The 19,202-nt window shown below is 53.3% G+C and carries 16 protein-coding genes and 1 pseudogene; 4 read left to right on the top strand and 13 right to left on the bottom strand.

Annotation, left to right across the window (positions count from 1 at the left end; translation table 11 throughout):
- Nucleotides 1–219: 219 nt before the first annotated feature.
- The 7 genes and pseudogenes from dapB to HV355_RS24290 form a co-directional block, all read right to left on the bottom strand.
- The gene (dapB, locus tag HV355_RS18365; RefSeq protein ID WP_174341067.1) at nt 220–1,041 is read right to left on the bottom strand and encodes a 4-hydroxy-tetrahydrodipicolinate reductase; all 822 of its coding nucleotides are present in this window, start codon (nt 1,039–1,041) and stop codon (nt 220–222) included.
- Between the two features lie 205 nt (nt 1,042–1,246).
- Nucleotides 1,247–2,197: a 4-hydroxy-3-methylbut-2-enyl diphosphate reductase gene (gene ispH, locus HV355_RS18370; RefSeq protein WP_010427054.1), complete on the bottom strand. Its 951-nt coding sequence runs from the start codon at nt 2,195–2,197 to the stop codon at nt 1,247–1,249.
- A 1-nt stretch (nt 2,198) separates the two neighbouring features.
- On the bottom strand, nt 2,199–2,648 hold the full coding sequence (gene fkpB / locus HV355_RS18375; protein ID WP_182402921.1) for an FKBP-type peptidyl-prolyl cis-trans isomerase: 450 nt from the start codon (nt 2,646–2,648) through the stop codon (nt 2,199–2,201).
- 52 nt (nt 2,649–2,700) lie between these two features.
- Entirely contained in the window at nt 2,701–3,201 is a 501-nt protein-coding gene (gene lspA, locus HV355_RS18380; RefSeq protein WP_108417119.1) for a signal peptidase II, read from the bottom strand.
- Nucleotides 3,201–6,017 carry an isoleucine--tRNA ligase gene (gene ileS, locus HV355_RS18385; RefSeq protein ID WP_182402922.1) on the bottom strand — a complete coding sequence of 939 codons (2,817 nt, stop codon included), beginning with the start codon at nt 6,015–6,017 and terminating at the stop codon, nt 3,201–3,203. Before ileS ends, lspA begins: the two co-directional genes overlap by 1 nt.
- Before the next feature lie 45 nt (nt 6,018–6,062).
- Nucleotides 6,063–6,989, bottom strand: a complete 927-nt coding sequence (gene ribF, locus HV355_RS18390) for a bifunctional riboflavin kinase/FAD synthetase (protein ID WP_010427064.1) — start codon at nt 6,987–6,989, stop codon at nt 6,063–6,065.
- Between the two features lie 7 nt (nt 6,990–6,996).
- Nucleotides 6,997–7,215 (bottom strand): annotated as a pseudogene (locus HV355_RS24290) (DUF2575 domain-containing protein).
- A 101-nt stretch (nt 7,216–7,316) separates the two neighbouring features.
- Between HV355_RS24290 and rpsT the strand changes: the two are divergent.
- The gene (gene rpsT, locus HV355_RS18395) at nt 7,317–7,580 is read left to right on the top strand and encodes a 30S ribosomal protein S20 (protein ID WP_003856458.1); all 264 of its coding nucleotides are present in this window, start codon (nt 7,317–7,319) and stop codon (nt 7,578–7,580) included.
- Between the two features lie 57 nt (nt 7,581–7,637).
- Here the strand turns inward: rpsT and nhaR are convergent, their stop codons facing one another.
- The 4 genes from nhaR to dnaK all read right to left on the bottom strand — a co-directional run bounded on the left by nhaR (nt 7,638) and on the right by dnaK (nt 13,088).
- Nucleotides 7,638–8,537, bottom strand: coding sequence for a transcriptional activator NhaR (nhaR, locus tag HV355_RS18400; protein WP_182402924.1), 900 nt, complete (start codon nt 8,535–8,537; stop codon nt 7,638–7,640).
- Between the two features lie 58 nt (nt 8,538–8,595).
- Nucleotides 8,596–9,771 carry a Na+/H+ antiporter NhaA gene (gene nhaA, locus HV355_RS18405; RefSeq protein WP_108417122.1) on the bottom strand — a complete coding sequence of 392 codons (1,176 nt, stop codon included), beginning with the start codon at nt 9,769–9,771 and terminating at the stop codon, nt 8,596–8,598.
- A gap of 173 nt (nt 9,772–9,944) precedes the next feature.
- Nucleotides 9,945–11,090 carry a molecular chaperone DnaJ gene (dnaJ, locus tag HV355_RS18410; RefSeq protein ID WP_010427068.1) on the bottom strand — a complete coding sequence of 382 codons (1,146 nt, stop codon included), beginning with the start codon at nt 11,088–11,090 and terminating at the stop codon, nt 9,945–9,947.
- A gap of 84 nt (nt 11,091–11,174) precedes the next feature.
- Nucleotides 11,175–13,088 (bottom strand): molecular chaperone DnaK, encoded by a 1,914-nt coding sequence (gene dnaK, locus HV355_RS18415; RefSeq protein ID WP_010427070.1) that lies wholly within the window; start codon nt 13,086–13,088, stop codon nt 11,175–11,177.
- A gap of 576 nt (nt 13,089–13,664) precedes the next feature.
- On the opposite strand from dnaK, the gene HV355_RS18420 reads away from it, so the two are divergent.
- The 3 genes from HV355_RS18420 (at nt 13,665) to satP (ending at nt 17,143) form a co-directional block, all read left to right on the top strand.
- Nucleotides 13,665–15,851 (top strand): hypothetical protein, encoded by a 2,187-nt coding sequence (locus HV355_RS18420; RefSeq protein ID WP_182402926.1) that lies wholly within the window; start codon nt 13,665–13,667, stop codon nt 15,849–15,851.
- Complete coding sequence (locus HV355_RS18425) at nt 15,842–16,195, top strand: DUF4087 domain-containing protein (protein WP_199906591.1); 354 nt, start codon at nt 15,842–15,844, stop codon at nt 16,193–16,195. Before HV355_RS18420 ends, HV355_RS18425 begins: the two co-directional genes overlap by 10 nt.
- A 381-nt stretch (nt 16,196–16,576) precedes the next feature.
- A complete protein-coding gene (gene satP, locus HV355_RS18430) occupies nt 16,577–17,143 on the top strand; it encodes an acetate uptake transporter (RefSeq protein WP_010427072.1) in 567 nt (188 codons plus the stop codon).
- Here satP and HV355_RS18435 read toward each other — a convergent pair.
- Complete coding sequence (locus tag HV355_RS18435; RefSeq protein ID WP_042716550.1) at nt 17,120–18,442, bottom strand: MFS transporter; 1,323 nt, start codon at nt 18,440–18,442, stop codon at nt 17,120–17,122. The genes satP and HV355_RS18435 overlap by 24 nt on opposite strands.
- 122 nt (nt 18,443–18,564) lie before the next feature.
- The gene (gene mog / locus HV355_RS18440; protein ID WP_182402928.1) at nt 18,565–19,152 is read right to left on the bottom strand and encodes a molybdopterin adenylyltransferase; all 588 of its coding nucleotides are present in this window, start codon (nt 19,150–19,152) and stop codon (nt 18,565–18,567) included.
- Nucleotides 19,153–19,202 lie beyond the last annotated feature (50 nt).

Raw genomic sequence — 19,202 nt, forward strand, 5'->3', positions numbered from 1 at the left:
TGTAAGTTTAATGGGAATTTCGTGCGCGGGGCAATAAAAAGTGGACCACATGGTCAAAATTTACAATTGCGCAACGCAAAACAGAGAGAAGAGATATAGTTTTAAGGCTTTAACAGGATAACACTCACAAAGATGATAAAATAAAAGGGCAATAAATTATTGCCCTATGCAATCAATATATTACGACTGCAATAACCACATCACGATGGGTAATAATGCTTACAAATTGTTGAGATTGAGTACATCTCGCATATCAAAAAGACCATTACGCCTGCCTTTTAACCACAACGCGGAGCGCACTGCGCCATTTGCAAATGTCATTCGGCTAGATGCCTTATGCGTGATCTCTACGCGTTCGCCGATATCGGCGAACATCGCGGTATGTTCGCCGACGATATCGCCTGCTCGCACAGTTGCGAAGCCAATGGTTCCCGGAACGCGTTCGCCCGTATGACCTTCGCGAGAATAGACCGCAATGTCTTTTAAGTCTTTATCCATTGCATAAGCAATCGCTTCGCCCATTGCCAGCGCCGTGCCTGATGGCGCGTCGACTTTATAGCGGTGATGCGCTTCAACAATTTCAATGTCGGTATAGTCACCCATCACTTTCGCCGCCTTTTCCAGCAGCTTCAGCATCACGTTAACGCCTACGCTAAAGTTGGCAGCGAAGACGATCGCAATCTCGTTCGACGCATCCTGAATTGCCTGCTTGCCGGTATCATCAAAACCGGTCGTGCCGATCACCATCCCTTTGCCATGCTGACGGCAAAACGCCAGGTGATTCAATGTGCCTTCAGGGCGCGTAAAATCGATGAACACATCAAAGTCATCTTTTACCGCCTCCAGGCTGCTCTGCACGGTTACGCCCGTGTGGCCTGCGCCCGCCAGCTCACCTGCATCGGTGCCAAGTAGTGATGAACCTTCACGCTCCAGCGCCGCGCCAAGTGCCACACCATCCATCTGTAGCGCCGCCTGAATCAGCTGGCGGCCCATACGTCCACCCGCGCCCGCAATAGCGACACGGATCTGTGCATCATGCATAGTTATTCTCTTACGTTAAAATGATGTAAACCGTTTTCAGATTAACCAGCCTTCGCTGAGGCTGCCAACTGAAAACACCGATAATTAGAATTTAACGTGAAACCGGCTTAAATATCAGTAAAAGACATGATTTTGTGGTCACGATAAAGTAACGGGTAAAAAAAAGGCCAGCACAGGAGGTGCTGGCCTTTCATCAGAAGAGGGATTATTCCACTTCGCGGGCATCAATTCGCAGTTCTTTCGGAACTTCAAACACGATGTTCTCTTCGCGCCCTTCTAGCGGAACCGCGTCGCCACCGCCCAGCTCCTGCAGACGGGTAATCACGTTCTGCACCAGGATATCCGGCGCGGAAGCGCCTGCGGTAACGCCAACGCAGGCCGCATTTTTGACCCACGCTTCCTGAATGTCCGTCGCATCGTCAATCAGAAACGCTGCTTTCCCCATCCGCTGCGCCAGTTCGGCCAGACGGTTAGAGTTAGAGGAGTTTTTGGAGCCGACAACCAGCACCACATCCGCCTGTTCAGCCAGCGCACGCACTGCTTCCTGACGGTTAGTGGTGGCGTAGCAGATGTCATCCTTACGCGGCCCGACGATTTTCGGGAAGCGCTGGCGCAGGGCGTCAATCACGTCCGAGGTATCGTCTACGGAGAGCGTCGTCTGCGTCATAAACGACAGTCGCGCTTCGTTTTTCACGTTCAGCGTAAAGACATCTTCAGGCGACTCGACCAGATACATCCCCCCTTCCGGGTTGCTGTACTGTCCCATGGTGCCTTCAACTTCCGGATGACCTGCATGGCCAATCAGAATCGACTCTTCACCACGACGGCTGGCGCGCGCCACTTCCATATGCACTTTTGTCACCAGCGGACAGGTGGCATCGAATACGGTCAGATCGCGGCTTTTCGCCTCGTTGCGTACCGCCTGAGAGACGCCGTGCGCGGAGAAGATCAGGATCGCACCGTCCGGCACTTCGCTGATCTGCTCAATAAAGATTGCGCCGCGCTCGCGCAGGCTGTCGACCACGTAGCGGTTATGCACCACTTCGTGACGCACATAAATCGGCGCGCCGTAAATCTCCAGCGCGTTTTCAACAATGCTGATAGCGCGGTCTACACCGGCGCAGAAGCCGCGCGGGTTAGCCAACAGGATCTGCATTTTACTCCTCCAGTGCCGGATCGATCTCCAGCACTTCGACATCAAAATGAACGGTACGCCCGGCAAGCGGATGGTTGAAATCGACGGTGATAGAATCGCCGTTGATTTCGCGGATCACGCCAGGCATTTCGCTGCCGTCCATAGCAGTAAAGAGCATAATCGCCCCGATTTCTGGTTCACCCGCGTCCATGAACTCACGACGCGAGAAATACTGGATCAGGTCCGGGCCTGGCACGCCAAATGCCGCATCCGGCTCCAGCGAAAACGCTTTTTTCTCGCCCTCTTTCAGACCCAGAAGCTGTTGCTCAAGACCTTCAGAAAGTGAGGTATCGCCAAGACGAAACAGGGCCGGTTTGCCGTTATTGCGGGTGGATTCAGCCGTGGAGCCGTCATCCAGCTTCAGCGTGAAGTGAACAAGAACCGCGCTGTTGCTCTGTACGGATTTAGACATGCAAATTGCTCGCTTGTTTTGCCCGGTGACATTACACCACCGGGCGAGTGTATTACGCCTGCTCTTTCGCGGCGGGTTTCGGCAGGAAGCCTTCCAGCACGATTAACGCCGCACCGATACAAATTGCCGTATCGGCCAGGTTAAAGGTCGCGAAGTGCCAGTCGCCGACGTAGAAGTCGATCATATCGACCACAAAGCCGTGCCACAGGCGGTCAAACAGGTTACCCAGCGCGCCGCCAATGATCAGCGCGTAGGCGATGTTATTCAGCTTTTGCGTGGCCTTCGAGCGGTACATCAGCACCGCCAGGATCACACAGATACCGAGAGCGATACCCGCGAAGAACCAGCGCTGCCAGCCACCGCTGTCGGCAAGGAAACTGAACGCCGCGCCGTAGTTGCGGGCGTAGTGCAGGTTAAGCGACGGGAACAGCGGAACCGTATCCCCCAGAGAAAAATTCTGGAGGATCAGGAACTTGCTGCCCAGATCGATAATCAGCACCACCACAACCAGCCACAGCCAGCGCAGTCCTGTTGAACAGAGAGTTTTACTCATCAGGCAAACTTACGTTTTTCGCCGTCACCGGCGACGTTGCTTACACAGCGTCCGCAGATGTCTGCGTGTTCCGCCACCTGGCCAACATCGGTGGTGTAATGCCAGCAACGCGGGCATTTCTCACCGTCGGCTTTGCTCAGTGCGACTTTCAGGCCTTTGAGCAGTTCACTCTGCTGAGCATCAGCAGTAGCGTCGGCATAATCCGCAACTTTCGCACCGGAGGTCAACAGGACAAATCGTAATTCATCGCCCAGCGCGGTCAGTTTGGCCGCCAGCTCCGGTTCCGCGTACAGGGTCACTGCCGCTTCCAGAGAGCCACCGACTTTCTTGTCAGCACGCGCCTGCTCGATAACCTTGTTCACTTCGCCGCGCACTTTCAGCAGTTCGTCCCAGAAGGTGTCGTTCATTGCTTCAGTGCTGGAGAGATCGAACAGACCTTCGTACCACTCGCCCGTGAAGACATACTTCTCACGATCGCCCGGCAGGTAGCCCCAGATTTCATCCGCGGTGAAGGACATGATCGGTGCCATCCAGCGCACCAGCGCTTCTGCAATGTGGAACAGCGCGGTCTGGCAGCTACGACGCGCCACGCTGTCCGCTTTCGCGGTGTACTGGCGGTCTTTGATGATGTCGAGGTAGAACGAGCCCATCTCAATGGAGCAGAAGCGCATCAGGCGCTGCACCACTTCGTGGAAGTCGTAAGACTCATAGGCTTTCAGGATATCGTCCTGCGCCGCTTTCGCGCAGCCTACCGCCCAGCGGTCCAGCACGACCATCTCTTCCGGTTTCACCATATCTTTCACCGGATCGAACCCGTTCAGGTTCGCCAGCAGGAAGCGCGCGGTGTTACGGATACGACGATAGCTGTCGGCAGCACGTTTCAGGATCTCGTCAGACACCGCCATTTCGCCGGTGTAATCGGTGGATGCCACCCACAGACGCAGAATGTCTGCGCCCAGTTTGTTCATCACATCCTGCGGAGAAACGGTGTTACCGATGGACTTGGACATCTTACGGCCCTGACCATCCACGGTGAAGCCGTGAGTCAGTACCTGGCGGTAAGGTGCTTTACCCTTCATGGCGGTGGAGATCATCAGGGATGACATGAACCAGCCGCGGTGTTGGTCAGAGCCTTCCAGATACATGTCCGCAGCGTGACCGGCAAACTCAGGACGCACATCAACCACGGAGGAGTGGGTAGACCCGGAGTCGAACCACACGTCCAGGGTATCCGGCACTTTCTCGTAGCTGTCTGCGTCAGCGCCCAGGATGTCGCGCGAGTCGAGATCCCACCACGCCTGAATGCCGTCAACTTCGACGCGCTTCGCCACTTCTTCCATCAGTTCCAGCGTGTTTGGGTGCAGCTCCTGCGTCTCTTTATGCACGAACAGAGACATCGGCACGCCCCAGGTACGCTGACGGGAGATACACCAGTCAGGACGGTTAGCCACCATGGATTCGATACGCGCCTGGCCCCAGTCAGGGATCCACTGCACGCCTTTGATCTCTTTCAGAGACTGCTCGCGCAGGCCTTTCTGATCCATGCTGACGAACCACTGCGGGGTCGCACGGAAGATGATCGGCGACTTGTGGCGCCAGCAGCACGGATAGCTGTGCTGCATTTTTTCAACGTGCAGCAGCGCGCCGCTGGTGCGCAGCATGTCAACGATGATGTCGTTCGCTTTGAAGACGTTGATACCGTCCAGCGCCGGGTAGGTGCCTGGCAGGTAAGAGCCGTCCGGGCCAACCGGGTTAGCGATTTCCAGACCGTATTTCAGGCTGATGTTGTAGTCGTCAGGACCGTGGCCACCGGCGGTATGTACCGCACCGGTACCCGCTTCCAGCGTTACGTGGTCGCCCAGGATCGCCGGAACGTCGAAGTCCAGGAACGGGTGCTTGAAGCGCATCAACTCCAGCGCGTCGCCTTTCACGGTGCCCAGCACGGTGTAGTCGGCGATGTGCGCGCGTTTCAGCACGCTCTCAACCAAATCTTTCGCCAGGATAACCGCCTGACCGTCAATCTGCACAAGCGCGTATTCGAACTCACCGGAAAGGGAGATCGCGCGGTTCGCTGGCAGGGTCCACGGGGTGGTGGTCCAGATTACCAGAGAGATCGGGCCGTTAACGGCGGAGACGCCAAATTTAGCCTTCACCGCATCCTGATCGACGGCATGGAACGCCACGTCGATAGATGGAGAGGTTTTGTCGTAATACTCCACTTCCGCTTCTGCCAGCGCAGAGCGGCAGTCCACGCACCAGTGCACCGGCTTCGCGCCTTTGTGCAGGTGTCCGTTACCGATGATTTTACCCAGCGCACGGATGATGTTGGCTTCGGTTTTGAAGTCCATGGTCAGGTACGGGTGCGACCAGTCGCCCAGCACGCCCAGACGGATGAAGTCAGCGCGCTGACCGTCAACCTGCGTAGCGGCGTATTCGCGGCACTTCGCACGGAACTCGGCGGCGGTGAACTTCTCACCCGGCTTGCCATACTCTTGCTCCACTTTCAGCTCGATTGGCAGACCGTGGCAGTCCCAGCCCGGAACGTAAGGCGAGTCATATCCCGTGAGGCCTTTGGACTTCACGATAATGTCTTTCAGAATCTTGTTAACCGAGTGACCAATATGAATGCTGCCATTCGCATATGGAGGGCCATCATGCAGAATGAAGGTTTTTTTGCCTTTTTTGGCTGCACGAATGATGCCGTACAGGTCATCATCGGTCCAACGCGCCAGCATTCCCGGTTCACGCTTGGCGAGATCGCCGCGCATCGGGAACCCTGTTTCCGGCAAATTCAGGGTTGATTTATAGTCACTCATCAGATTCTCGGTTCCGTATTTATCACGTAGGCAGTTAAGCCGGTTCTAAAGCCCAAAAAACTCGCGGGCCGTCAATTCATCTCGCGCAATTTGCGCTTTGAGTTCATCCAGCGAACCAAATCGCTGCTCGTTGCGTATCTTTTTACGCAGTATTACATCTATATGGCGACCATAAAGGTCCATTACAACGTCCAGCAGGTGCACTTCTAACTGCTGACGCACACCGGCAACGGTAGGACGCGTGCCGATATTGGCGACACCGTAAAATGGTTTATCGCCCAGTCCTGCCACTTCTACCGCATACACCCCTTTAACCGGGGAGACCTGACGACGCAGCGGTATATTCGCCGTCGGGAAACCTATCGTGCGGCCCAGCGCATCGCCATGCACCACGCGGCCAGAGATGGTGAACGGATGACCCAGCAAGTTTTCTGCGGTGTCCAGTTCATCATTGGCCAGCGCCTGGCGTACCGCCGTGCTGCTGACGCGCACGCCGCCTTCACAGAAAGTCATTGCGCTGGTGACGTCAAATCCGTACTCCAGACCAGCCTTCTGTAATAGCAAGAAATCGCCCTGACGACCAGCGCCAAAGCGGAAATCATCACCCACGGCAAGAAACTGCACGCCAAGACGCTTCACCAGCAGGTCGCTGACAAACGTTTGTGCTGTCAGCGCGGCAAAGCGGCGATCGAAACGCACGCACAATACGTAGTCCACGCCGGACTCTGCCAGATAGCGCAATTTCTCGCGCAGGCGAGTCAGACGGGCGGGAGACTTTTCGCCCGCAAACAGCTCAAGCGGCTGCGGCTCAAAAATCATCACCACAACGGGCAGGCCACGGGCCTCCCCTTCTTTACGCAATCCCTGCAACAGCGCCTGATGACCACGATGCACGCCGTCGAAATTACCAATGGTCAGCACGCACCCATGCGGGGCTTTGCTGAGATTATGTATGCCGCGTATCAGCTTCATGTGTGGCTCAAAACAGTGAAAATCGCCAAAGTATACCTTGTACAGCGGTTAAGGTTAACCGGCGATTGTTCACGCAAAACAGAAAGCCGTAATGATTTCATCAGGCTGACCTTTCACAGCGAAAAAATCTGTCCGGGAACTGCGATTTTTATGCCGAAAGGCTGTATTCACGGAAGACAAGCTGGTAGAATCCTGCGCCATCACTACGTAACGTAGCGTCGCTAATTAACGGCGCTTATTTGCACAAATCCATTGACAAAAGAAGGCAAAGAGGGCATATTCCTCGGCCTTTGAATTGTCCACATAGAACATATTTGGGAGTTGGACTTGGCTAATATCAAATCAGCTAAGAAACGTGCCGTTCAGTCTGAAAAGGCTCGTAAGCACAACGCAAGCCGTCGCTCTATGATGCGTACTTTCATCAAGAAAGTATACGCAGCAATCGAAGCTGGCGACAAAGCTGCAGCGCAGAACGCATTTAACGAAATGCAACCAATCGTGGATCGTCAGGCTGCTAAAGGTCTGATCCACAAAAACAAAGCAGCGCGTCATAAAGCAAACCTGACCGCGCAGATCAACAAACTGGCTTAATCGCTACTTGTTGTTGCTTGTTTAAAGAACCCGCTTAACGCGGGTTTTTTTATGCCTTCAGATTGCCGATGGCGTAAACAGTGCCGAGTAATCACGGTTGCAGATACGCTGCACCGCCGGGTGCTGAATCATTCTTTCGGCGAATATCGCGTGGTACTCCTCCATCACGTTATCTACCCTGCCAATCTCCGTAATCTTGTCGTCTGAATAGAGATCGTGCGCGTACAGCGTTGGCGCAACGAAGATCGCGTTATGCGCTTCGCCAAAGGCTTTCATTAATGCAGCGTCGTCGAACTCACCGAGTATTTCCACGTTCAGCCCCTGCGAGTTAAACCAGTTCAACAGCTTGCGTCCGAGCATGGAGCGCCTTCCCGGCACCAGCAGGCGACGCTCTTCCAGGCACGCGGGGAACGGTTTTTCCGGCGGCGGGTTAATGCACCAGAAGCTGACGCCGCATTCGCCAATTTTTACTGAGAACAGCCCTTCCTGCTGGGTGGAGTCGATCGGGCAGTCCGAGATAATCATGTCCAGCTTATGCTGGCTCAGCTGTTCCAACAGCATCTCGTGAGTGGATTCAAAGCAGCGCAGGTGGATTTGCTCGTCTTCTACCACCGCCGCATCCAGCACGCCGCTCACCAGCCGTTTCGACAGCGCATCCGCCACGCCCACGTCAAAGAGCAGGTTCGACTCTTTGCGGTAGTTGACGATGTCCAGCATCTCCTGGCTCAGGGTGAACATCTTGTCAGCATAGCGAAACACCAGCTCGCCCAGTTCGCTGGGTTCAATGCCGCGACCTTTACGCTTGAACAGCTTGCCCTGCAGACGCTCTTCAAGCGCCTTGATTTGCCCGGTGATGGTTTGCGGCGTCAGGTAGAGCGCCTCTGCCGCCCCCACCACCGAGCCCTGTTTATAGACGTGCCAGAAGTAGTACAGATGGTTGTAATTTAAATGAGACATCGCGTGTTCTCTCCCTGAGTGTGTATCGGGAGAAGGAGCCCCTCCTCCCGGTTTCCTGTTATGCCTGAACAGCCTGTCCGGGCAATTTCGCCTTCAACAAGGTATAACCGATGACCGCAGCCAGTAATGACCCGATGAGAATGCCGAGTTTTGCCCAGACGATAAGCTCAGGCGCATGCGCCCCAAACGCCAGCGTCGAGATAAAGATCGACATCGTAAACCCGATTCCGCAGAGCACGCCCACGGCCATAATCTGCTTAAACGTAGTGCCATTCGGTAAAGACGCCAGCTTCAGTTTAATCGCCAGCCAGCAAAAGAGGCTGATCCCCAATGGCTTACCGATAAACAAGCCAGCAATGATGCCCAGCGGCAGCACGGATGTCAGGCCGTCCAGCGTCACGCCGCCGAGGGAAACGCCCGCGTTGGCAAACGCAAACAGCGGCAGGATCATAAAGGCGACCCACGGGTGCAGCACATGCTCCAACTGTTTTGCCGGAGATTTGCCATCCTGCGGCTTAAGCGGCACAAGGAAGCCCACAATTACACCCGCCAGCGTGGCATGCACGCCCGATTTCAGCACCGCCGTCCAGAGCACCATCCCCACCAGGATGTAGATACCAATGCGGCGGACGTTAAAGATGTTCAGCAGTGCCAGCACCGCAATTGCCCCAGCGGCCACGCTCAGCGACAGAATTGACAGATCGCTGGTATAGAAGAGCGCGATAATGACGATAGCGCCCAGGTCATCGATGATCGCCAGCGCCATCAGGAAGATTTTTAGCGCCACCGGCACGCGGCTACCCAGCAGGGCTAATACTCCGAGGGCAAAGGCGATATCCGTCGCGGCCGGAATAGCCCAGCCGTGGCGCGCCATCGGATCCTGCCAGGTGAATGCAAGGAAAAGTAACGCCGGAACAACCATCCCACCGAGTGCGGCAATCACCGGAAACGCGGCGCGCTGGCGGCTGGCAAGCGAGCCCAACACCAGTTCACGCTTAACCTCAAGCCCCACCAGCAGGAAAAACACCGCCATCAGCGCATCGTTGATCCACAGCAGCATGTTCTTGTTGATTTCCAGCGCCCCGACCTTCAGCTCAACGGGCGTTTCCAGAAATGCATGGTAGAGATCGCGTGTTAATCCTACGTTCGCCAACACCATCGCGGCCGCTGCAGCAATAATCAGGATCACGCCACCGGACGCTTCACTGCTAAAGAAACGGTGTAGTAATTTCATTTAAGCTCTCTCTTTTACAACAATACCTCGATAAAACCATAATACCAAGCCAAACAACTCGGCAAAAACAGATTAATATTGAGTATAGATTCAGTTTTACCGAGCTATACCTTCAAATAGAAAAAGCCCGGAATCGCTTCCGGGCTTTTTAAGGACACTTAACAGCTAACGGATTAGCGCGTTAAATCATCGAAGAATTTTTTGACGCCATCGAAGAAGCTTTTGGAGCGCGGGCTGTTTTTCTCACCCGTCGGGCCGCCAAAGCTTTCCTGCAGCTCTTTCAGCAGCTGTTTCTGCTTGTCGTTCAGGCCAACCGGCGTTTCCACAACTACGCGGCACAGCAGGTCACCCTGCGCACCACCGCGAACGGATTTAACGCCTTTCCCGCGCATGCGGAACAGTTTGCCGGTCTGGGTTTCGCCTGGTACCTTCAGATTTACGCGACCATCCAGCGTCGGCACTTCGATTTCACCGCCCAGCGCCGCCATCGCGAAGTTGATCGGCACTTCGCAATACAGGTTGTTGCCTTCACGCTCGAAAATAGCGTGCTGCTTCACCTGAACCTGAACGTACAGATCGCCTGCCGGTGCGCCATGCTCGCCCGCTTCGCCTTCACCTGCCAGACGGATGCGGTCGCCCGTATCAACGCCTGCCGGGATTTTAACGGACAGGGTTTTCGTTTTCTCAACGCGACCGTGGCCGTGGCATTTGGTGCACGGATCTTTAATCAGCGTACCGCGACCGTGACAGTGTGGACAGGCCTGCTGTACCGCGAAGAAGCCCTGGCGCATCTGCACCTGACCGGAACCGTGACAGGTTGGACAGGTCTGTGGCTGTGTACCCGCCTTCGCGCCGCTGCCATGGCAAACGTCACACTCTTCCAGCGTCGGGATGCGGATCTCTTTGGTGACGCCGCGAACGGCCTCTTCCAGCGTCAGATCCATGTTATAACGCAGGTCCGCGCCGCGCGCTGCGCGCTGACGACCACGCCCACCGCCGAAGATGTCGCCGAATACATCGCCAAAGATATCGCTGAAATCAGCGCCACCGCCAAAGCCGCCGCCACCGAATCCACCGCCACCCATGCCGCCCTGTTCAAAGGCTGCGTGACCATACTGGTCATAGGCCGCACGTTTTTGTGCATCGGTCAGGACTTCGTAGGCTTCTTTGATCTCTTTAAATTTGGCTTCAGCCTCTTTGTCACCCTGGTTACGGTCCGGGTGGAATTTCATGGCCAGGCGCTTATACGCCTTTTTGATTTCACGCTCTTCCGCTGTTTTGGAAACGCCTAAAATCTCGTAATAGTCTTGCTTAGCCATCTTTTTTATCTGCCCCTAACATGCGTGCACGGGCGGAGAGGAAACCTCTTCGCCCGTGCCAGTAATTACCCGTTCAAAGGGCGATTATTTTTTGTCTTTCACTTCTTCGAACTCAGCGTCGACAACGTCGTCGTCTTTCGCGTTGTTCGCAGATGCATCAGCGCCCGCCTGCTGTTGAGCGTGCTGCTGCTGAGCGATTTCCATCAGCTTCTGGGAAGCCTGCGCCAGCTCCTGCATCTTCGCTTCAATATCCGCTTTATCTTCACCTTTCAGTGAGGTTTCCAGCGCAGTCAGTGCAGCTTCGATAGCAGTCTTGTCTTCCGCTGGCAGTTTATCGCCTGCTTCTTCAACCTGCTTACGGGTGCTGTGCAGCAGATGGTCACCCTGGTTGCGGGTCTGAACCAGCTCTTCGAATTTACGGTCTGATTCCGCGTTAGCTTCGGCATCACGAACCATTTTTTCGATTTCCGCTTCGTTCAGGCCAGAAGATGCCTTGATGGTGATCTTCTGCTCTTTACCGCTGTTTTTGTCTTTCGCAGACACGTGCAGGATACCGTCAGCATCGATGTCGAAGGTGACTTCGATCTGCGGCATGCCGCGCGGTGCCGGGTTGATACCGTCCAGGTTGAACTGACCCAGAGATTTGTTATCCGCCGCACGCTTACGCTCACCCTGAATCACATGGATGGTTACCGCAGACTGGTTGTCTTCAGCGGTAGAGAACACCTGGCTGTGTTTCGTCGGGATGGTGGTGTTTTTGTTGATGAGCGCAGTCATCACACCGCCCATGGTTTCGATACCCAGAGACAGTGGGGTAACGTCCAGCAGCAGTACGTCTTTCACTTCACCGGTCAGTACGCCACCCTGAACCGCAGCACCGATTGCGACCGCTTCGTCCGGGTTAACGTCTTTACGTGGCTCTTTACCAAAGAACTCAGCCACTTTCTTCTGAACCATTGGCATACGGGTCTGACCACCCACCAGGATAACGTCCTGAATGTCAGACACGGACAGGCCAGCGTCCTGCAGTGCAACTTTCAGCGGCTCGATGGAACGGTTCACCAGGTCTTCTACCAGGCTTTCCAGTTTCGCACGGGTCACTTTGATGTTCATGTGCTTAGGACCGGTCGCGTCTGCAGTGATGTACGGCAGGTTCACGTCGGTCTGCTGAGCGGAAGACAGCTCGATCTTCGCTTTCTCAGCGGCTTCTTTCAGGCGCTGCATTGCCAGCGGGTCGTTACGCAGGTCAATGCCCTGATCTTTCTTGAACTCGTCAACGAGGTAGTTGATCAGACGGGTATCGAAGTCTTCACCACCCAGGTGGGTATCACCGTTGGTAGCCAGAACTTCGAAGGTTTTTTCGCCGTCAACTTCGTCGATTTCGATAATAGAGATATCGAAGGTACCACCACCCAAGTCGTAAACCGCGATAGTGCGGTTGCCAACTTCTTTATCCAGACCGTAAGCCAGTGCAGCAGCGGTTGGTTCGTTGATGATACGTTTCACTTCCAGACCTGCGATACGGCCAGCATCTTTGGTTGCCTGACGCTGAGCATCGTTGAAGTAAGCAGGTACGGTGATAACAGCTTCAGTTACCGGCTCACCCAGGTAATCTTCAGCGGTTTTCTTCATTTTCTTCAGCACTTCAGCAGAAATCTGCGGTGGTGCCGTTTTGGTGCCTTTCACATCAAGCCATGCATCGCCGTTATCTGCCGCGATGATTTTGTAAGGCATGATGGAAACGTCACGCTGAACTTCTTCGTCCTGGAAGCGGCGGCCAATCAGGCGTTTGATCGCAAACAGGGTGTTTTGCGGGTTTGTCACTGCCTGACGTTTAGCCGGCTGACCAACCAGAGTTTCACCATCCTGGGTATAAGCAATGATAGAAGGCGTGGTGCGATCGCCCTCGGCGTTCTCCAGCACACGTGCAGTAGTGCCATCCATAATCGCTACACAAGAGTTGGTAGTACCCAGGTCGATACCAATAATTTTACCCATCTAAACGTCTCCACTAAAAATTCAGTCAACATGTGGTTGTGTACCTGTAATAAGGGCAGAACGTGCTTTTTCAACTGCCCAGATTTGATTTTTTTCAGGTCCACACACTGCGGTTGCTTACAAGATGGGGTCGCAACGGCATCCATCAAGGGGGACGTATAAAAAAAATTTTAATTTCCCCCTGATGAGATCATAGACGGCATCGATTGCGCCTATGTTGACGCTAATTTGACAGAATTTTCACTGGCATCGCAAAACGAACAATTGTTTATGCAACTACGACAACCACTTCCAAAAATGCTCCATACATATCTGGTCAAGATCGAGCGCTGCATTTACGAGCGGGGAAAAACAACTTAATCAATCTGACACGATAACATAGATGTTTTCCACAGATAGTTAACCTGGGCGGGGAGTGAAGCTCATGACGATATTCAGCGAAGCATAAAATACGGTGAGATATCTTTGATTTTGATGCTTCATTTTGCAATAAATTTGTTCACTTACGAAAGTTTGGGTTATGTCTTAAGCGGTGTATTATGAGTAAATAACCATCATAAACCTAGGGATAGAAGGATGAAAATGGTATTGCCTATTGATGGCTATCGTTCAGCAACAGAGTTCATGGAGGCCTTACAGGGCAGTGAGGGAGATACTCACTGGTTGATGAAGAAGGCCGAACACTGGCATGGTGGAATCCATATTTATGACAGTTTTGCGGCTAATGCTGTATTCAAGCCCGGCAGCCACGGTCTGAAATGCATGACTGATGGTCAGGTGGTTGCGTGGCGATTAAATGATAATTACCAGACCGCTCAGTTCAAAAAGAAGATGCTGAAATTCAGCACTACCTTTGTTCTCATCAAGTCAACCTGCTCCCCTGATAAAGACAAACCCGATAACTCACTGGATTTCTATACGCTGTGGATGCAAATAGCTCCACTTTCTGAGTACGGGGTTACGGACACACTGACGGCCACCGTGACCGCCAGAGCATTGAAAATCCGTCAGGACAACACATTTTCGGGCTGGATGCGTAACGGAATGTCCCAGGGGATTAGCGTCCCCCGCGATGCATTGCATCACTATGAAGCTCCACGGGACACGCATACTACATTACCGCGCGGTTCAGTCGTAGAGATTGAACAAGAGGCGACTTTTATTCTTAACGGCAAACCGGCTCCATTCATTTTCATTACTGTTGTGTCAGTCCCCGAAGGAGCTAAAACCGGATTATCTGTCGGAGAGTCTGGCTGGATTTCTGGGTTGGATAAGTTTGTTAAGAGGCAAGACATTACATTACCAGCATGGATGCAGGAAGCCCGTAAACATGGCGTATTCAATCAGGTCGTGACGGTATCCGGGGAAGATGCACTTTCGGTTGAGGCCGGGGATGTTATAGGTCACCTTAGCCTGAACGAACAAGCGTATGGCAATCCTCAGTATTTCTCTCATCTGGAAGTATTCAGCCAGGATGCACGAATGAAGGATTTTCTAACAAATAAGGCTGGCGTGACAAAAGGGGTCGCAGAACTGCACACTCTGGCGGATAAAATGCGCTGGCAGCATCGTGAGAGAGATAATTCCTTTGTCATGGCTGGTGTAGGCGGTGACCCTTCGCCAACAACAGCAGAGCGTTACACTCCCGAAACTCAGTGCCGCCGACTGGAGGTCGACGGAAAAACTTGGTATTACATTCCCGACGAACTGGCATGGGTGGCGGTGGAAGATGTGCAGAGAGCAAATCAATTTGATCTTGAAAAACGGGGATTTATAGCTCTGGAACAGGAGGACTCCCCACAAAGTATTTTCCAGACCCCAAAAGAAAGCTGGCTACGACAAGCGTTCGGACGACTTGAAGAATTAGCCAGGGGCGAAACACGGGATATGTATTCCTCCAGCTACACCGAAAAGTATCAGAAGTTGCTAAAGCAGATGGATTCAAACCAGGATGGTGTAATCGACGCTGGTGAACTGTGGCGTTTTCTGCACAACCGTCAGCCACATATCCAGTATCAGGTGCAACGCCTGGTGGTGAAGCATCACAGCGAATGGCTTAAAGATGGTACATCAGCTCTTTGGCAGGCAGCGCTTGATGAACAGGCGAAGAAATATCCTGATCTGGCGCTATTCAACTGTGACTTCATCAATAAACTGGTGTGGATGAGGGACGTACCAGAGATCCGTAGCAGTGAGGCTCTATGGCATATGCATCCGGTGGTGTTCCTTGATGCAATAAAAGCTGATGAATATGATTTCTCAACAAGAGAAAGCACGATCAGAGCCATTGTTGCAGAAAGTAGGAAACAAGGTTTTTCTCTCAACACCCAAGTTGCTTATATTCTAGCCACGGTCAAGCGCGAGACAGGAGATACTTTCAGACCAGTCAGAGAAGGGGATTGGGCAGGCCACACTTCAACGGATGATTTCAGACAAACCCACTACAGGTATTATCCGTATTATGGCCGTGGATTTGTCCAAATCACATGGGATTATAACTACCGAGCTTATTCCGAGAAATTAGGGGTTGATCTAGTTACTGATCCAGACAAAACCTTAGATCCACGTATTGCACTGTTTATTCTTATCGATGGTTTCAAGAATGGAGTGTTCACTGGTAAAAAATTAACCGATTATGTCAGTACCACGAGCACTGATTTTTATCACGCAAGACGATGTATCAATGGTCTTGATCATGCAGAACAAATCAAAGGCTTTGCAGATGATTTTTTAAGCAAAATGGATGCGGGAGAATGGCAATGAGGAAATACATTCCATTAGTGTTAATAATTTTAAGCGGATACACATTTGCCAGTGAACTGAGATGCGGTTGGTTACAAAATCCCAGTCCAGCCAATCTGTGGCTCACCGATCGAGAAGGTACATGGGATATTTCTTTGCAAGGTGGTTATTCTTCATCAGGAGTAGAAGATCTAAAAGATTTTCCTGATGATCAATATGTTAGAACCAATGGAAATTACGGATATGGATGTGCCTGTATCAGGGTTGATGTGAACACCAAAGAGAAAAAAATCACTCAAATATACAGTTCAAAGGTACTCCCACTCGAGCGCTGTCAGTCAGATAAAAAACTCCCCCTTCCCTAAATATTTAAGCATACGCGGAGGTATTCCCTCCGCAAGTATTCATTTTTCTGCTTACCCCACTAATCAAGCATTCGTCGCTTACTAACGAAAGCCTGATGATTTTATAATGCCGACCCCAGCTTTAACAAACACATGAACAGATTTCGGACCATCATGACGTCCTGTCTGGTTAGGAGGCAAAGGTTTTTAACATACGCTCAAAAATCGTAAGAAATAACTTGAGAAATTGTTTTACCTACTTACCAGGTAAAATTTTTTATTTCACCTTATCCAGATCATAGACGCAGCATCTCGCACCCATTATGATGCCGCGCCCAGTCAGGGAGAACTGACGCGGGTTTAACCATTTCACCATATAAATGATGATTTTTTTGAGGACTTATGGGCAACACTAAGTTGGCTAATCCGGCTCCGCTGGGCCTGATGGGTTTTGGCATGACCACTATCCTGCTGAACCTGCACAACATCGGGATGTTCCCGATGGATGGCATTATTCTGGCGATGGGCATTTTTTACGGCGGTATCGCGCAAATCTTCGCGGGCCTGCTGGAATATAAGAAAGGCAACACCTTCGGCTTAACCGCCTTTACCTCTTACGGCTCTTTCTGGCTGACGCTGGTTGCCATTCTGCTGCTGCCTAAAATGGGCCTGGCAGACGCGGCAAACGCGCATTTCCTGGGCGTTTACCTGGGTCTGTGGGGCGTATTCACCCTGTTCATGTTCTTCGGCACCCTGAAAGGTAACCGCGCGCTTCAGTTCGTCTTCCTGAGCCTGACCGTGCTGTTCGCCCTGCTGGCCATCGGCCACCTGGTGGATAACGAAGGCATCGTACACGTTGCGGGCTGGATTGGCCTAGTGTGCGGCGCAAGCGCTATCTACCTGGCAATGGGCGAAGTGCTGAACGAACAGTTCGGCCGCACCATTCTACCGATTGGTGAAAAACACTGATCCCTCTGTCGTGCCCGCCTCGCGGGCACGACATCCCCGCGTCTGCCTCAGCCAAATCCCTAATCCCAGCCCCATCAGCGAGAGCGCCAGCACGTACCAGGCCGGAGCCATGGGAGACACGCCCATCAATACCGTCACCGCAATCGGCGTCAGTCCACCGAAAATGGCATACGACACGTTGTAAGAGAAAGAGATACCGCTGAAACGGACTTCCGGCGGGAAGGCTCGCACCATCACGTAAGGCACTGCACCCACGACGCCCACGCACAGCCCTACCACGCCGTACAGCAGGAACAGCTGTTCAGGATGGCTGCCCGCCAGATGGTAAAATGCCCAGCTCGACGCGGCCAGCAACAGGCTGCCGACGATAAAGGTAACGCTGGCCCCAAACCGATCCGCCGCCAGCCCGGCGGCAAGACAGCCAAAGCAGAGCATAATGGTCGCGATACTGTTTGCCTGCAGCGTCACCGCCGGGGCGAATCCATACTGTTTCTGCAGCCAAACCGGCGACATTAATATCACCACGACAATACCCGCCGAAAGCAACCAGGTAAGAAGCATCGACACCACTACCGCTTTTTTATGGCGTACCACAACCGCCTTCACCGGCAGCTCATCCGCCAGCGCCTTGCGCTGCTGCATCTCGAGGAAAATGGGCGTCTCCTGCAGCCAGCGGCGCAGGTACATCGCCACCAGACCAAACGCCCCGCCCAGCAGGAACGGAAGACGCCAGCCCCACTCATGAACGGCCTGTTGCGTCATGCTGGTATTCACAATCGTCGCCACCACCGACCCCAGTAAGATCCCGACGGTGAGCCCCGCGGTTAAGGTTCCACAGGCGATCCCAATGCGACGGGCAGGCACATGCTCGGACACAAATACCCACGCGCCTGGAACTTCACCACCGATGGCCGCCCCCTGGAGAATACGCATCAGCAATAGCAGCAACGGCGCAAGGATACCCATCGAGGCATAGGTGGGCAGCAGACCGATTGCCAGCGTCGGCACAGCCATCAGCAGGATACTGAGGGTAAACATCTTCTTACGCCCGACCAGATCGCCAAAGTGCGCCATCACAATGCCACCCAGCGGACGCGCCAGATACCCGGCGGCAAAAATGCCGAAGGTTTGCACCTGACGCAGCCATTCCGGGATATCCGCCGGGAAGAAGAGCTCCCCCACCACGGCGGCGAAGAAGACAAAGATGATGAAATCGTAAAATTCCAGCGCGCCACCTAAGGCCGCGAGCGTGAGGGTTTTGTAGTCCTGTCGATTCAGAGGTCGGGTGTTATGTGACATAGCGAACCATTATGCGTGTGTTGTGGATTTATTTTTACAGTGATCGTAAAGAAAAAATTACTATATCGTAAATCCGTTTACACGCTACTGCGGCTGACGCTAATGTCACACTTTCGTTATTTTCAGGAGATTGTTTCGCGGCGAGCGCTTTTAGGACGAAAAGCTGCTACCACTTTTTCATCGGTTTCCACATAGGGGCCGTCAAGCAGCTGTATACAATACGGTACACTTGCAAAGATACCGTGCACAATGACGCTGCCATCTTCTGCTTTCAGCCCTTCCAGCGTCTCTTTGATCGACTTCGGCTGGCCCGGCAGGTTCAGGATCAACGCCTGCTTGCGGATCACCCCCACCTGGCGGGAAAGAATGGCCGTCGGAACAAAGTGTAGACTGATCTGCCGCATCTGTTCACCGAAGCCCGGCATTTCGCGATCGGCAACCGCCAGCGTCGCGTCCGGCGTCACGTCGCGCCGCGCGGGGCCGGTTCCGCCCGTCGTCAGAACAAAATGACAGCTCATCTCATCCACCAGCTCACACAGGGTCTGCTCGATGATCGGCTGCTCGTCCGGGATCAGGCGAGTCTGGATCTCAAACGGGGTGGTCAGCGCGCTGCCCAGCCACTCTTCAAGAGCAGGGATGCCTTTATCCTGATAAACACCGCTGGAGGCGCGGTCAGAAATCGACACCAGGCCGATGCGTAAGGTATTCATATCCATTCCATTCAAAAAGTACTGATTAAAGGGAATGATACACGCAGAGA

This window comes from Enterobacter sp. RHBSTW-01064 (assembly GCF_014103035.1).
Lineage (GTDB): Bacteria > Pseudomonadota > Gammaproteobacteria > Enterobacterales > Enterobacteriaceae > Enterobacter > Enterobacter mori.